The sequence below is a fragment of the Oricola indica genome (genome assembly GCF_965227485.1).
Classification (GTDB): domain Bacteria; phylum Pseudomonadota; class Alphaproteobacteria; order Rhizobiales; family Rhizobiaceae; genus Oricola; species Oricola indica.
Genome location: NZ_OZ245747.1, coordinates 814,709 through 830,179 on the forward strand (window position 1 = coordinate 814,709; position 15,471 = coordinate 830,179).

Consider the following 15,471-nt stretch of genomic DNA (forward strand, 5'->3'; position numbering starts at 1 on the left):
GGCGCACACGGAAGGGCGGTTCATCGGCGTCCGGCGTTTTCTCCCTGCTCGCCGCGACCAGGACTAATATCCGCCGGAATCCGGTCCGTTCGCGAAACTCTGCAGCGTCTGGCCGCCGTCGATGAGCCAGGCGGCGCCGTTGACATGGCGGGCGGCGTCGGAGGCGAGAAAGGCCACGACTTCGGCGACATCTTCCACCTGGCCGATGCGCTTGGACGGGATGCGGCTGGCGAATTTCTCCACCTGGGACTGGCCGTCCGTGTGGCCCTTGCGCAGGCCGGGCACCCCGAGCGTCGTTTCGATCACGCCGGGGCAGACCGCGTTGACGCGAATGCCGTGCGGCGCGAGGTCGAAGGCGGCGGACTTGGTGAGGCCCACCACCGCGTGTTTGGTCGACACGTAGCCGGCGCCACCGGCGAGAACATCCCATCCGGCCATTGACGAGCCCATGTTGACGATCGCGCCGCCCCTGCCTGACTTCACCATCTCGGCGGCGACCGCCTGCAGCGAGACGAACATCGAGCGCAGGTTGACGCGGACCATCCTGTCCCACTCGTTGAGCGGCAGTTCGTGAACGGGCGCGACCTCGCCGGAAATGCCGGCATTGTTGAAGGCCATGTCGAGCGCGCCGAAGGTTTCGACAGCGGACGCGACCGCGCCCTTCATCACTTCGGCATCGGAAACATCGCCGGCCTTGGTCTTGACCTTGCCGGGCGCGGCGAGCCCTTCGGCCACCTGTTCAAGGCCCTTGGCGTCGAGGTCGACGAGAAGGACATTCGCGCCGCGTTTGAGGAAGATCCGCGCGGTCGCGGAGCCGATGGCGCCGGCACCGCCGGTGATCAGCACGGTTTTGCCGTCGAAAGTGTCAGCCATGTCGTTTGCTTTCATTCGGTTTTTCAGTAGTCGCGCCAGCCATATTCCGGCGCGTAGCCGATCAATTCGGCCGCACGGTCGTTGCTCAGGAGCGCCGTGTGCCCGGGAAGGGGCGTCCGGCGTTCGACGGCCGGATAGGTTTCGTCGAGGAGGCTCGCCGTCTCGCGTTCGGAATAGGTGTCGGCGGCGGAAATGAAGAAGCGCTCATGGCCCGCGATATCGGCTTCGGCGGCTTGCACGAAGGCCCGGCCCGCATCGCGGGCATCGATATAGGCCCAGAGATCGAGGCCGGCTTCCTCGCGGTCGCGGCGCGGACCGACCTGTTCGGGAAAGCTCTTCGCGGTCTGGATCCACGGCATGCGGATGCTGGCGGCCGAATGGCCGGTGCGGCGCGTCCATGCGTCGACCATTTCCTCGCCGAGCCATTTGGTCACGGCGTAGACGTCCTGCGGCGCCTGCGGGTGATGCTCATCGACGGGAAAATAGCCGATCTCGACGGGCCTCGGCGCGAATGGCAGGCCGAGAACGCTGAAGGAGGAGGCGAAGATCATCTTCTCGATTCCGCTCCGTTCCATCGCCGTCAGCACGTTGAACATGAGCGTCATGTTGATGCGGAAAACGTCCTCGGTCTCGTAGCCGACCGGCCGCGGCAGAGAGGCGATATGCGCCATGCAATCGGCGGGACCGATCGCCTCCATGGCGGCGTCGAGCTTCGTCAGGTCGATCTGGTCGACGCCGGGCGCGCCCGTGACGTCCAGAGCGGTAACCGTGTAGCCACGGCTCCTGAAGGCAGAGGTGACGTGGCTGCCCAGAAGGCCGGCGGCGCCTGTCACAATGGCGTGCTTTGTCATCCCGGATCTCCGATCGAGAAGCGGTGGAAATACGTGTCCGGAAAGTGCATTTCCGGAGGTTTTTGTTGCGAAAGCCGACTTGACAACAGTCCGTCTTTGCTTCCAACTTTAATTCGTACACGAACAAATAAACTCGTCAAGAGCCACGCGAGACTGCCGGCAAACGGGCGTTCGGAGTATCTGTAGAAACGGAGAACAGACATGAAGGCGAACATCAGAAATCTGGCGGCCGGGACAGCGATGCTCGGTGCCATGACCGCAGGAATTTCGGCGGCTTCCGCCGACACGCTCAAGGTAGCGGCGATCTCGGGCTACTTTTCACAGGGCTTCGGCATCGCGATTGTCAACGGTCTGAAGAAGGCCGAGCAGGACTTCGACGTCGAGGTCAAGATCGTGGACACGGGCAACCGCGCGCTCGACTATGAAGAGCAGTTCAACAACATCGCGAAAGACGGTGAATACGATCTCGTCTTCGTCATGGGATGGGAGCTCGTGGACGCGCTGCAGAAGTCCAACGCCGCCTATCCCGACCAGAAATTCATCTTCATCGACGGCATCCTCGAGAGCGAAACGATGACCTATATCGACTTCGTCGAGGAGGAAGGCTCCTATCTCGTCGGTGCGCTGACGAGCATGCTGACCGAGCAGGGCGTCGAAGGCTTCGATTCCGGCAGCCAGGTCGGTTTCATCGGCGGTCGCGACATACCGGTCATCCGCAACTTCCTGATGGGCTACGAGCAGGGCGTCGACGAACAGTCCGACGGCGTATCCGTCTCGAGCGTCTTCTCGGGCACCTTCGACGATCCGGCCAAGGGCTCCGAACTCGCGATGACCCTCTACGGTCAGGGCGTCGATGTCATCTATCAGGCTGCCGGCCCGACCGGCGAGGGCGTGCTGCAGGCCGCCAAGGTCGCGGACAAATACGCTGTTGGCGTCGATATCGACCAGTGTCCGACGGCTCCCGGCCATATCCTCGCCTCCATGCTCAAGCGCGCCGATGTGGCCGTCTATGACGTGATCAAGGGCGAGGTTGACGGAAGCGCGCCGGTCAAGGCCGGCCCGGTCTCCTACGGCGTGGCCGCCGGCGGCATCGAGCTCAAGGTCTGCGACGATGTTGCGGACATGATCCCCGAGGACGTGATGACCAAGCTCGAGGAAGTTCGCGCGGGAATCGCGGACGGCTCGATCTCGGTGACGCTCAACCAGTAACAGAATCGGCCGGCGGGCGGCGTTGCTCCCTCCCAAACCACTGCGCAGAACGCCTGCCGGCCCGACCCATTACCGTTCGAATGACGTTGCAAACCTGGAATTGACCGCTATGGCCTTCGCCGTTGAGATGATCGGTGTGTCGAAGAATTTCGGTCCGGTCGCCGCAAACCGGGATGTCAGCTTCGGCGTCCGCCATGGCGAGATTCACGCCCTCGTCGGCGAGAACGGCGCGGGCAAGACGACGCTGATGAACATCCTCTTCGGGCTGATGCAGCCCGACAGTGGCGAAATCCAGATCGACGGCAAACCCGTGGTGATGGAATCGCCGCGCACCTCGATTGGCCTGGGGCTCGGCATGGTGCATCAGCATTTCAAGCTGGTGCCGTCGCTGACGGTCGCCGAGAACATCTTTCTCGGCATGGAAATCACCAAAGCCGGTCTGGTCGACCGCAAGGCCCAGTCGGACAAGGCGAGGGCGTTGTCCGAGGAGTTCGGTCTGCAGATCGATCCCGATCGCAAGATCCACGAGCTCTCGGTCGGCGCCGAGCAGCGCGTCGAAATTCTCAAGGTCCTGGCGCGGGGCGCCAATGTCGTCATTCTCGACGAGCCGACGGCGGTGCTCACGCCCCAGGAGAGCCGCGATCTCTTTCGTATCATCCGGCGCTTCGCGGATGCCGGAATGACCGTGATCTTCATCTCGCACCATCTTTCCGAGGTGCTCGAGGTGTCCGACACGGTAACGGTGCTGCGCGACGGGGCGGTGGTCGGCACGCGTCCGACGAAGGAACTCGACGAGGACTCGCTCGTCAACATGATGGTCGGGCGCGAGGTCAATTTCGACCGCCGCGACCGCAAGCCGATTTCCGGTCATGCTATCCTCGAACTGCGCGACGTCTTCGCGCGTGACGATCGTGGTCTGCCGGCGCTGCGCGGGATCGACCTCGAGGTCCGGTCTGGCGAGATCGTCGGGATCGTCGGCGTTGACGGCAACGGCCAGACCGAGTTGTCCGAAGTCGTTTCCGGCCTGCGCGCGCCGAGCCACGGCGAGATATTTCTGAACGGTCAGGCGGTTGAGGGCAGCGACCCGCGCCACATGCGCGCGGCCGGTCTTGCCCATGTGCCAGCCAATCGACTTGTTCGCGGGGTCAATGCGACCGCCAATATCAGCGCCAACATACTGATGGGGCGGCAGCGCTCCGAGCCATGGGCGAAGAACGGGTTGATCCGCTGGAGTGCGGTCAGGGATTTGGCGCGCGAACTCATGCAGCGTTTCGATATTCGCGCCAGGGACGAGAACGTCACAGTGAAAACCCTGTCCGGCGGCAACATGCAGAAGGTCGTCGTCGCCCGCGAGTTTTCGCAGCACATGCCGCTCATCCTGATCGACCAGCCCACCCGCGGCGTCGATATCGGCGCCATGGAAGGCATTCACGACGAGATCATTCAGCGGCGCGACGCCGGGGCAGCCATTCTTCTGATTTCCGTGCAAATCGACGAGATACTGGCGCTGGCAGACAGGGTTTTCGTAATGTTCGCAGGAAGCATTGCCGGCGCGGTCGATCCGGAGAACACGACCGAAGAGGAAATCGGATATCTTATGGCGGGCGGTTCGCGCAGCTCGGATCAAGCGGCATGAGCACTGAAGCCGACACCACGCCCACCGCGCGCGCGGGCAGGCAATTGCCTGCCTGGCTGGAAGGCCTTCTCGGGCAGATGGTCGCCCTGGTCATCGCCATTATAGGCGGCGGTATCATTGTCATGTTGGTGGGTGAGGATCCGATCCTGGTCTTCACCACGCTTCTGCGCGGCGCCTTCGGCAGCAGCGAGCGGATCGCCGGTTCGCTGCTGCAGGCGACGCCAATCATCATCGCTGGCGTGGCCGCCTGCATCGCGCTGCGCGGCGGGCTGTTTAACATCGGTGTTGAGGGGCAGCTCTACATGGGTGGTTTCGCCGCCGCCTTCGTCGGCTTCCAGTTCGCTCTGCCGGCGGGACTTCACATGGTCGTCGCGCTCGGGGCCGCGGTCGTTGCCGGCGGATTGTGGATCCTGATCCCGGCCTTCTTCCGCGCCCGCTTCGGCACCAATGAGGTTGTCTCCACGATCCTGTCCAACTACGTGGCGATCCTGCTCACTTCATATCTGACGATCGACGTGTTCAAGCGTCCTGGCGGATGGTCGGAAACCGCTCCGATTGCGACGACCGCCTACCTTCCGCAACTCTTCGACTTCTCGCGGCTCAATTTCGGGCTGTTCATCGGACTGGCGCTCGCCGTCGGGTTTCACCTGTTCCTTACCCGGACCTCGACCGGCTACGAAATGAACACGATGGGCTCGAACATGAAGTTCGCCGAGTATGGCGGTATCCCCGTGCGGCGGAACATCCTGATCGTGTTGCTTTGCTCCGGCGCGGTCGGCGGTCTGGCCGGCGGCGTCGAAACGCTCGGCGTCCACCATCGCTTCATGGAGGGCTTCGCTCCCGGCTTCGGCTTCGATGGCGTGATCGCCGCTCTTCTGGCGAACGGAAGCCCGATCGGCGTGATCTTCACCGCCATCTTCTTCGGTGCGCTGCGCGCCGGATCTCTGCTCATGGAGGTGGAAACCAACGCCTCGCGGGAGGTCATCACGGTTTTCCAGGCCTTCATCATCCTGTGCGTTTCAGCGCAAGTCCTTCTGCGCCGCCGGCGGGACAGCAACCAGGGAGAACGACGTTGGAGGTTCTAGAAACCATCTTCAATGTGTCGCTGATCTCGGCGACGCTGCGGACAACGGCCCCGATCCTGCTGGTTGCGCTCGGCGGTACCTTCACCACCAAGGCCGGCATTTTCAATATCGGCCTGGAAGGTCAGATGCTTATCGGCGCGTTCTTCGCGGTCCTGGGCTCGATCTGGACGCAATCGGCGTGGGGCGGAGTGGCGATCGGGGTGCTCGCGGCCATGTGCGTGGCGCTGACCTTTTCGATCTTCGTCGTCACCCTGCGTGCAAACGAGGTCGTCGTGGGGCTCGCCCTGAACATCCTCGCGGGCGGGCTGACGATCACCCTGACCAAGGCGATCTTCGGCACGCGCGGTTCAATCGTCAGCGGCGACATTGTCGGACTGCCCCGGATGCATATTCCGATTGTCGAAGACCTCGGCTCGCTCGGCAAGGCGCTCGGCAGTTTCACGCCGCTGATCTACCTCGCCTTCATCTTCGTTTTCGTGGTGTGGGTGATCATCTACCGTACGCGGCTCGGGCTCCATATTCGCGTTGCGGGTGAGAAGCCGGCGGCTGCGGAATCGCTCGGCATTCCAACAGGGCTCATGCAGCATATCGCCTCGCTGCTCTGCGGCCTGTTCGCGGGCCTTGCCGGCGCGCACCTTTCGCTCGGATATATAACGATGTTCGCCGAGAACATGTCGTCGGGCCGCGGCTTCATGGCGGTCGCCGTGTTGATCTTCTCCATCGGCGATCCCGTGAAGGTGCTGTTTGGCTGCCTGCTCTTCGGTTTCGCCGACGCGCTGTCGCTCCGGCTGCAGACCTTCGGGCTCTCCTCCTATCTGGTTCTGACGGTACCGTATCTGGTCACTCTCGGCGCGCTCTTCCTGCTGACCTATCGGCAGCGTCCGAAAACACTGCGCGAGACGGCGGAATCCCTTCAACTCATCAGGCGTGAGAAAGCATGACAGCCACCAAGCACAGGATCATTCTCGACGTGGACTCGGCTGGCGACGATATTCTCGCCATCCTTTTCGCGCTCGGATCCGATTTCATCCAGCTCGAGGGCGTCACCGCGGTCACAGGTGCGGCCGGCCCCATCGAACAGGTGACCAACGTGGTTCTCAACACGGCTACGCTGGCGGGCAGGGACGATCTGCCGGTCGCGGCGGGCGCCTGGCGGCCGATCGTCGGCAATTCGAAGGAGGACATGGAAGCTCCGGTCCACTTCGAGAAACAGCTCAAGGACCGTTTTGGCGAACGCCTGAAGAAGTTCAATCCGCCCGCGCCGACACCGATACGCAAGGCGATGGACAAGCATGCGGTCGACTTCATCATCGAGACCGTACGCGCCAATCCCGGCGAGATATCAATCGTGGCGACCGGGCCGCAGACCAATGTCGCCATGGCGCTCGACATGGCTCCGGATATCGCGCAACTGGTCAAGCAGATCGTCGTGCTCGGCGGTTGCTTCACGACGCCCGGCAACATCACGCCGGTGTCGGAATACAATATCTGGGCAGACCCCGAGGCCGCGCGCGTCGTGCTGCGCTCCGGCGCGCCGGTCGTTCTGGTGCCGCTCGACATCTGCGAGGACAACAGGGTCGCCCCGTCGATGCTGACACGCGACGATCTGGCGGATCTTGCCGCCGACCATCCCGACAGCAAGGTGGTCAGGCACATCTGCGAGAATTTCCCGATCTATATCGATATCTGGCGGGAGTTCTTCCATCTGGTCGGGTTCCCCCTCGATGACGCGATCGCGGTGGCGGCGGTCACGCATCCGGAGTTCTTTGAAATGACGGAACCGCTTTTCGTTGATGTCGCGCTGCACGAACGGCTGGTTCGGGGCCAGACCGTCGCTTTCACCGGACGGCAGATCCTGTCGTTCGATGGACCCGAAACGACGCGCATCTGCAAGGGGCTCGACGGCCGGTCGTTCCTCAAGCTGTTCAAGTCTTCCATCGGCACATTGGCGTAGGAGCGGGTTCGTGAAACCAATCAAGGTCATAATCGATTGCGATCCGGGTCATGACGATGCGATTGCGCTTCTGATGGCCCACAGGCTGCCCGAGATCGAACTTGTGGCCGTGACGACTGTTTGCGGCAATGCGCCACTGGCGCGCACGACCATCAATGCACGGCGGATCATGGAGCTTCTCGGCGCAAGCGACGTGCCGATCGCCGCCGGCTGCGCCTCCCCGCTGGCGCGTCCGCTGGTGCTCGGAACCGCCGACGGACCGAGCGGTCTCGACGGTTCGCCTTACCTCCCGGAACCGACGGTCGAAGCCGTCCCTGTGCATGGCGTCGATTTCCTCGCCGCCAAACTGCGCGAGGCGGAGGAGCCGATCGTGCTGGTCCCCACCGGACCGCTGACCAATATCGGCATGCTGGTTCTCAAATACCCGGAACTGCTTTCCAAGATTGAGAAGGTGGTGCTGATGGGCGGGGCGTTCTACCGCCGCAGCGAGATCATCACGCCGACGGAATTCAACATCTTCTGCGATCCGGAAGCCGCCGAGATCGTGCTCGCGAGCGGCCTCGACATCACCATGGTCGGCCTTGACGTGACGATGCACGTGCTGGTCGAGGAAGACGAATTCGCGGCCATCGAGAAGATCGACACGCCGCTGTCGCGCGTGGTTTTCGACTGGCTGAAATTCTATGAGAAGCTTCACCGCGGCCAGATGGGAATCGGCGGCGCGCTGCATGATCCGCTGGCGCTTGCCGTTGTTGTCGATCCGACGCTTATCGAAACGCGCGAGGCGCATGTCTCGATCGACCGGACCGGCACCCATACGTTCGGCGCGACGGTCGCGGACTATTTCAAGCTTAATGGTCTCGAGCCCAACGTAAAGTTGGCCTCGCAAGTCAACTCGGCTAAGTTTTTTGAGATGCTCTACCGGTCGCTGGAAGACTGAAACGGCAGCGGGCGATAGAAAGGGAGTAAAAGCGATGCAAGATGTATTTTCTGCACACCGGCAGGAAGGTTCGACGGTTCTCGATTCGAAGAAAACGGCCCTGATCGTCGTCGACATGATCAATGAATTCTGCAAGCCGGGCGGGAAAATGGTTCTGCCGGGCTATGAAAAACTGATGCCGCAGCAGAAGGCCTTGATCGCGGCAGCGCGCGCCAACGACGTGCCTGTCATCTTCGTGATCGACTCCCACCGCAAGAACATGCGGCAGGACCGGGAATTCCTCAAGCGCACGCCGCACGGCGTCGAAAATACCTGGGCGACCGAGATCATCGAGGATCTCGAGCCGCGCGAGGACGATCTCTACGTCATCAAGCATCGCTATTCGGCCTTCTTCCAGACGGATATGGATCTTCTGCTGAAAGACATGCAGATCTCCCAGGTGGTCGTTTGCGGTGTGGTGACCAACATCTGCGTCCGCTCGACGGTGCATGACGCCTTCTTCCAGGGCTATGACGTGGTCGTCCCGCACGATGCCTGCGCCGCCACCGGGCCGCGCGAGCATGTCTCGACGCTCTACGATATTGCCACGCATTTCGGCACGGTCGCCGAGACCGACACCGTCATAGAAGGCCTGTCCTCGGGCAAGACGATCCTTAATCAGGTGTTTGAGGAAGACATGGCTCCCGGAATGGCCGCCCAATGACAGAGCGCATCGAGGAGCGAGAAGGCGGCGAAAGTCCGGTTTTGGATGACAGGCCTTCGCCGGCGGAAATTGACCGGCGGCTCAAGGAGATCGGCTACGTTCTCGAAGACCACAATGCCCACCTGGTGCGCCTGGCGCACCAGCGGGGCACGGCGCTTTTTCAGAAGGCCTTCGAAGGGTACGCAGTCACGCCAACGCAGGTCGCGGTGCTGGCGACATTGCTCCGCTACGGCGATCTTCCGCAGAACCGGATCGGCAAGATCACCGCGATCGATACCGCCACGCTCAGCCCGCTTCTCAAGCGCCTGGATTCGCTCGGACTGACCCAAAGGGTGGTCTCGGAGCAGGACCAGCGCGTCAATCTCATCCAGCTTACCCCCAAGGGCTTCGATTTCACCTTCGAGGTTCTGCCGATCTCCCAGGCGGTGAGCGACGAATTGCTCGCGCCTCTCAATCAGCGCGACCGCAAGCGCTTCATCGAACTGATCAAGAAAATCGCGCGCTGACCGCGCGACAATGACCGAAAGGATACTGAATGCCCAATTTCGCGATCCGGAAGATCTCCGTCGTTACCGAAGAGATCTTCCATGACGGCGGCCCTGTCGCACAGACGCCCCGGCGCCGTGCGGCGGCCCTGGCGGTCGTCTCCAACCCCTATGCGGAGCGCTACGTCGAGGAAATCCAGGAAGGCATGGAAGACCTCAAGCCGCTCGGCGTGATGATGACGGAAAAGCTCATCGATGCGCTCGGCGGCGACAGCACCGCGATCGATGCCTATGGCAAGGGCGTGATCGTCGGCACGGCCGGCGAACTCGAACACGGCGCGCTGTGGCATGTTCCGGGCGGCTATGCGATGCGCGAGACGCTGGGCGAGGCGCTGGCGATCGTTCCTTCGGCGAAAAAGGTCGGTGGTTTCGGCGCGCGGATAGACATTCCGATCGGCCACATCAACGCCGCCTATGTGCGCAGTCACTTCGACGCGATGGAAGTCGGCATTCCCGACGGTCCGCGTCCCGACGAGCTTTTGCTGGCGCTCGTGATGGCTTGCGGTTCGCGCGTGCATGCCCGCATGGGCGGTCTGGCGGCTTCCGACATCAAGGTGCGGGACGGCCAGCGCTAGACGGGGGATATTTTTGCCAACGCGGTATCTCGCGTTGGAAAATTACTTCGTGTACAAACTAAATATGCCGGCCGTTCCAAACGGTTCGGGCCGGCCAACAACATACGGAAAGAATGAAAATTCCCATGGCTGAAGCTGAGGACAGATTTCGCGGAGTGGTCGCGGGTATCGATGTCGGCGGCACGTTTACCGACCTCATCGTGCTCGATTCCGAAAGCGGCGGCGTCAGGATCGGCAAGGTGCCGACGACCCCTGACGACCAGTCGCGCGCGGTTCTCAGTGTGATTTCGCAGTCGGGCTACAAGGCCTCCGACATCGACCTCGTCATCCACGGGACGACGACCACCACCAATGCGCTGCTCGAGCGCCGTCTCGCCAAAGCCGGCCTGATCACCACCAGGGGGTTCAGGGACGTCATCGAGCTTGGCCGGCGGACGCGACCTCAACCTTACGGCATGGTCGGCTCCTTCGTGCCGTTGGTGCCGCGCAATCTTCGCCTCGAAGTCAGCGAGCGGATGGAGGCCACCGGCCAGGTGCGTCACCCGCTCGACGAGGATGAGTTCCGCCTCGCGGTGCGCAGCCTGATCGACGCCGGGTGCGAAGGACTGGTGATCCATTTCCTGCATGCCTACAAGAATCCGGCCCACGAGATCCGGGCGGCGGAAATCGCGCGCGATATGTGGCCCAACGGTTTCATCACGACAGGGCACGCATTGCTGTCGGAAGCGCGTGAATACGAACGCGGGGTGACAGCGGCGGTCAACGCCTCGGTGCAGCCTATTCTGCAGCGTTACGTCGACCGGTTGCGCAACCAGCTTCTCAAGGACGGCTATTCCCGCGATTTCCTGATGATGAACGGAAACGGCGGGACGACCTCCTCCTCTCTCGTCGTCGGAGAAGCGGCGAAGACGGTGATGTCGGGGCCTGCGTCTGGCGTGATTGCGGCGGCGCGGACCGCCGCGCGCGCCGGCCATACGGATCTCATCACATATGACATGGGCGGCACGTCCTCGGACGTGGCCCTGATCCGTGGCAGCAGGCCGCTGATCTCCAACGAGATCGAAGTCGAATATGCGATGCCGATCCACGTCCCGATGGTCGACGTTCACACGATCGGGGCGGGAGGCGGCTCCATCGCCAAGGTCAATGACGCGGGTCTCCTCACGGTCGGGCCCCAGAGCGCGGGTTCGATGCCCGGGCCGATCTGTTTCGGCCGGGGCGGTGTCGAGCCGACGATCACCGACGCCAATCTGCTCCTCGGACGTCTCGATCCCGAGCGTCTTCTGGCTGTCGACAAAACGGTGTCGATCGACGCGCTGACGGCCATTTTCGAGGACAAGCTCGCCGGACCGCTCGGCGTCGATGCGATGGAAGCGGCAGGCGCGGTTCTCAAGATCGCCAACCTGAAAATGGCTGGCGCCATCCGCATGGTGTCGCTGGCCAAGGGCAACGATCCGCGCGAACTGATGCTTTACGCTTTCGGCGGAGCCGGCCCGCTCCATGCCGCGGACCTCGCGAAGGAACTCGGAATCCCGCGCGTGTTCGTCCCTGCCCGGCCGGGGATCACCAACGCCATTGGCTGCGTGGTGGCGGATCTGCAGCACGACTACGTCAACACGCTCAACATGCTCGTTCACGATGTCGAGCCGGCCGAGCTCAACAGCATGATCGAGACGCAGGTCGAAGCCGGACAAGCCGCGCTCTCCGCGGAAACGATCCGACCGGTCGAAATCCGCATGGAACACAGCCTCGACATGCAGTTCGCCGGCCAGACCCACCTCATTCGCGTGCCGATCGACGGCAAAGTCGATGACATGGACGCGATCCAGATGCTGTTCGAGGAAGCCTATTTCAAACGGTTCCGCGTCCGTTTGCCAGAGGTTCGGGCGCTGATCGTCAACGTCAACACTTCGGTGATCGGCTTGCGCGAGCCGGCGCCGCTCGCCGACCTCATACCGCGCGCCGAACGTGCCGAGACGATCGAGGCCGCGCGCATGGGCACGCGAAAAGTCTGGTTCGACGGCGCGTGGATGGACGCGGCGATCTACGAACGGGAGAAGCTGCCGCTTCTGGCACGCATCGAGGGGCCGGCGATCCTGGCGCAGTTCGACGCGACCACAGTGCTTCCGCCCGGCTGCGTCGCTGAGGGCTGCGGCGAGGGCAACATCATCATTCACATTCGGGGAGAAGCGCGTGACTAAGCTCGACTCCATCACGCTGTCCGTCATCCAGGCCGGCCTGCAGCAGGTTTGCGACGAAATGGACACCACGTTCTCGCGCGCGGCCTTCTCGCCCATCATTGCGGAGGCCGACGATCGGTCCGACGGCATCTATTCCGCCGAGGACGGTTCGCTGATCGCGCAGGGGCTCGGCGGTCTGCCGGTCTTTGTCGGCACCATGCAGGCCTCGACGCGAACGATCATCGAATTCATTCGCGACGGAAAGATCCTGCCGCCGGAAGAGGGCGACATCTATGTCGTCAACGATCCCTATCTTGGCGGCACCCATTTGATGGATGTGCGCTTTGCCATGCCGATCTTTCGTCATGGCAAGGTCTATTGCTGGCTCTCCAACATCGGTCATTGGCCGGATATCGGCGGCACGGTTCCTGGCGGATTCTCCGCCTCGGCGACGTCGGTCGAACAGGAAGGCCTGCGCATCCCGCCGGTCAAGCTTTTCAAACGCGGCAAGATGGACAACGAGATCTTCCAGATCATCACCTCCAACATCCGCGTCGCCGAGCAGCGTATCGGTGATATTCGCGCGCAGACCGCGGCGCTCGAGATCGGCCGGGAACGACTGATCGAGCTTCTCGACCGCTATGGCGACGACACCGTCGATCAGGCCGTCGCCGAGCTGCGTGTCCGCTCCGGCGAGCAAATGCGATCCTGCATCGCGCTGATCGAAAACGGCACCTATCACGGTGAAGCGTTCATCGATTCCGACGGCGTCGTCAACGAACCGCTGAAGATTGCCTTGTCGGTCACCAAGACGGAGGACAACCGGCTTGTCTTCGACTTCGCGGGCTCCAGCCCGCCCTGCCGCGGACCGATGAACTGCGTTCTGGCTACGACCCATTCATCGGTCTACCTGGCGATGCGGCATATCTTTCCCGATGTTCCGCTGAGCGCCGGTGCATTCGATCCCATGGACATCGTCGACCCGACCGGCACGTTCCTTTACGCCAAATATCCGCGCCCGGTGTCGGGCTGTGCGGCGGAAGTCTCGCAACGTATCGCCGAAGCGGTCTTCTCCGCCATGGTCAAGGCTCTGCCCGACCGGGTGACAGCGGCGCCTGCAGGTTCGAGCGGCAATTTCGCGCTTGGCGGCAGCGATCCGTTGCTCGGTCGCGATTACGTCATGTATCACATCTCCGGCGGCGGCTATGGCGGCCATGCGCACGGCGACGGTCTGACGAACGGATGCTCGACCATCGGCATTTCCAAGAGCCCGCCGATCGAGATCACCGAACAGGTCTTCCCGGTCTTCTTTCGTGAATATTCGCTGCGCGACGCCTCGGGCGGCGCGGGCGAGCATCGCGGCGGCTTCGGCATCACATATGAGGTCGAGCTGCTACGCGGCGACGCCACGGCTTCCTTCGTGATGGACCACGGCAAGTTCGGCCCGCAGGGTGCGATCGGCGGCGAGGACGGCATGCCGGGCGAGATCATCGTCGAACGCGACGGCGTCGTTCACCGGCCCGAGCATATCACCAAGGAACAGGATATTCCGATGAAGGCCGGCGACACCGTGCGCGTCGGCACGCCGGGCGGCGGCGGATACGGCAAGGCCCGTGACCGCGATCCCGCAGCGGTGCTTCACGATGTGCGGATGGAATACTACACGCGCGAGCAGGCCCGCGAATTGTTCGGGGTGGAGATCGGCGCGGACATGACCGTCGATGCGATCGCGACGCGCGATCTGAGGGAAGGGCGGGCGAACGTCGCCTGACACTTTCATATCTCGACATGAAAAAGCCGGCGACCCGCAAAGGTCGCCGGCTTCTTTCGTTTTAGAGGGACGTCAGCCCTTGAGCGGCGGCAATGCCTTGATGATGGCAAGCGCCAGTTCGAGATCGGACAGGCCGCCAGCAATCGGCGTGACGGGCGTTTCCTTGTCGCGAATGCAGCGGGCGAAATGCTGCCACTCGCGGCGGAAGGCGTCCTCGGGAAGGGGCGTCATCACGGTATCAGCGCCTTTGCCGTTTGCCGGCTTGCGCACCCTGACGGTCGCCGGGGCATTGCGCACGTAAGGATGCTGGAAGTCGATGCGGACGATGCTGGTGTCGCCGTGGACCTCCATCCACTCGTCCCACCATTCGTACTGCGCCCCGAAGGAGACCTCGAGCACCGCCGTCACGTCGTTAGCGTAGCCGAGCACGGCCATGATATGCGACATGTTCGGCGCGCGTGCATAGAGCACCGTTTCGGGCGCGCCGAACGCGCCCCGCAGGGCAGCGAGATCGTGGCTGCCGAGCATCAGGAGCATCTGGTAGAGATCGCGATATGCCGCGTGGTCGGGGCCGAGTTCCGCTTCGATCCGCGCGGCCGCGTCCGCGGGCTCCTTCGACAGGAGTTCCGGCGCGACGTCCGAACCCTGGCTCAGCGTGTAGAGCCCGTCATAGGGATCGAAGACACCGGCGAAATCATGGACCTGGATCGATTTCGGCTTGCCGGCCGCGCGGATCTGTTCGCAGCCTTCGACATAGCCTTCGTCGTAGAACTTCATGTAGCCGATCAGATTGACGGCGTCCGATTTCGCGGCCGCCTCGACGAGCGGCCTTCCTTCGGACGGCGTGAAGGCGAGCGGCTTTTCCACCAGCATGTGCTTGCCGGATTTCAGGCATGCCTCGACGACCTTGCCGTGGTCGAAATTGCAGATCAGCACCGCCTCGACGGCCGGATCGTCGATCAGCGCCTGGAACCCGGTATGGCGGCGCTCGACGCCGTACATTTCGCCGATTTCCCCGAGCACTTTTTCCGAGATGTCGCAGATTGCCGCGATTGTGAACTCAGGCAGTTCCTGCAGCGTCGGCAGGTGCATCATCTGGGCGATCTTGCCGCAACCGACCACGCCGACGCCAATTGGTTTCGCTGTCAT

Annotated in this window: 14 protein-coding genes; 11 read left to right on the forward strand and 3 right to left on the reverse strand. The window is 62.8% G+C overall.

Going from position 1 to position 15,471, the window contains the following annotated elements:
* Positions 1-63: 63 nt before the first annotated feature.
* Together ACQK2M_RS04305 and ACQK2M_RS04310 are read right to left on the reverse strand one after the other, a co-directional pair.
* Positions 64-873 carry an SDR family NAD(P)-dependent oxidoreductase gene (locus ACQK2M_RS04305; protein WP_425416778.1) on the reverse strand — a complete coding sequence of 270 codons (810 nt, stop codon included), beginning with the start codon at positions 871-873 and terminating at the stop codon, positions 64-66.
* Positions 874-896: 23 nt separating this feature from the next.
* Positions 897-1,724, reverse strand: a complete 828-nt coding sequence (locus ACQK2M_RS04310) for an NAD-dependent epimerase/dehydratase family protein (protein WP_425416779.1) — start codon at positions 1,722-1,724, stop codon at positions 897-899.
* Positions 1,725-1,925: 201 nt separating this feature from the next.
* On the opposite strand from ACQK2M_RS04310, the gene ACQK2M_RS04315 reads away from it, so the two are divergent.
* The 11 genes from ACQK2M_RS04315 (at position 1,926) to ACQK2M_RS04365 (ending at position 14,322) form a co-directional block, all read left to right on the forward strand.
* The gene (locus tag ACQK2M_RS04315; RefSeq protein ID WP_425416780.1) at positions 1,926-2,933 is read left to right on the forward strand and encodes a BMP family lipoprotein; all 1,008 of its coding nucleotides are present in this window, start codon (positions 1,926-1,928) and stop codon (positions 2,931-2,933) included.
* A 109-nt stretch (positions 2,934-3,042) separates the two neighbouring features.
* Positions 3,043-4,569, forward strand: a complete 1,527-nt coding sequence (locus ACQK2M_RS04320; RefSeq protein ID WP_425416781.1) for an ABC transporter ATP-binding protein — start codon at positions 3,043-3,045, stop codon at positions 4,567-4,569.
* Positions 4,566-5,654, forward strand: coding sequence for an ABC transporter permease (locus tag ACQK2M_RS04325; RefSeq protein WP_425416782.1), 1,089 nt, complete (start codon positions 4,566-4,568; stop codon positions 5,652-5,654). The genes ACQK2M_RS04320 and ACQK2M_RS04325 overlap by 4 nt, the downstream gene beginning before the upstream one ends.
* Entirely contained in the window at positions 5,642-6,595 is a 954-nt protein-coding gene (locus ACQK2M_RS04330) for an ABC transporter permease (protein WP_223477378.1), read from the forward strand. Before ACQK2M_RS04325 ends, ACQK2M_RS04330 begins: the two co-directional genes overlap by 13 nt.
* Positions 6,592-7,608, forward strand: coding sequence for a nucleoside hydrolase (locus ACQK2M_RS04335; protein ID WP_425416783.1), 1,017 nt, complete (start codon positions 6,592-6,594; stop codon positions 7,606-7,608). The genes ACQK2M_RS04330 and ACQK2M_RS04335 overlap by 4 nt, the downstream gene beginning before the upstream one ends.
* A 10-nt stretch (positions 7,609-7,618) precedes the next feature.
* Positions 7,619-8,548 (forward strand): nucleoside hydrolase, encoded by a 930-nt coding sequence (locus ACQK2M_RS04340; RefSeq protein ID WP_223477376.1) that lies wholly within the window; start codon positions 7,619-7,621, stop codon positions 8,546-8,548.
* 34 nt (positions 8,549-8,582) lie between these two features.
* Entirely contained in the window at positions 8,583-9,251 is a 669-nt protein-coding gene (locus ACQK2M_RS04345) for a cysteine hydrolase family protein (RefSeq protein ID WP_223477375.1), read from the forward strand.
* Positions 9,248-9,757, forward strand: coding sequence for a MarR family winged helix-turn-helix transcriptional regulator (locus ACQK2M_RS04350; protein ID WP_223477374.1), 510 nt, complete (start codon positions 9,248-9,250; stop codon positions 9,755-9,757). Before ACQK2M_RS04345 ends, ACQK2M_RS04350 begins: the two co-directional genes overlap by 4 nt.
* A 29-nt stretch (positions 9,758-9,786) precedes the next feature.
* Positions 9,787-10,371: an amino acid synthesis family protein gene (locus tag ACQK2M_RS04355; protein ID WP_425416784.1), complete on the forward strand. Its 585-nt coding sequence runs from the start codon at positions 9,787-9,789 to the stop codon at positions 10,369-10,371.
* Between the two features lie 125 nt (positions 10,372-10,496).
* Complete coding sequence (locus ACQK2M_RS04360) at positions 10,497-12,572, forward strand: hydantoinase/oxoprolinase family protein (RefSeq protein WP_425416785.1); 2,076 nt, start codon at positions 10,497-10,499, stop codon at positions 12,570-12,572.
* Positions 12,565-14,322, forward strand: coding sequence for a hydantoinase B/oxoprolinase family protein (locus ACQK2M_RS04365; protein ID WP_425416786.1), 1,758 nt, complete (start codon positions 12,565-12,567; stop codon positions 14,320-14,322). Before ACQK2M_RS04360 ends, ACQK2M_RS04365 begins: the two co-directional genes overlap by 8 nt.
* Before the next feature lie 72 nt (positions 14,323-14,394).
* On the opposite strand, the gene ACQK2M_RS04370 is transcribed toward ACQK2M_RS04365, so the two are convergent.
* Positions 14,395-15,471, reverse strand: coding sequence for a Gfo/Idh/MocA family protein (locus ACQK2M_RS04370; protein WP_425416787.1), 1,077 nt, complete (start codon positions 15,469-15,471; stop codon positions 14,395-14,397).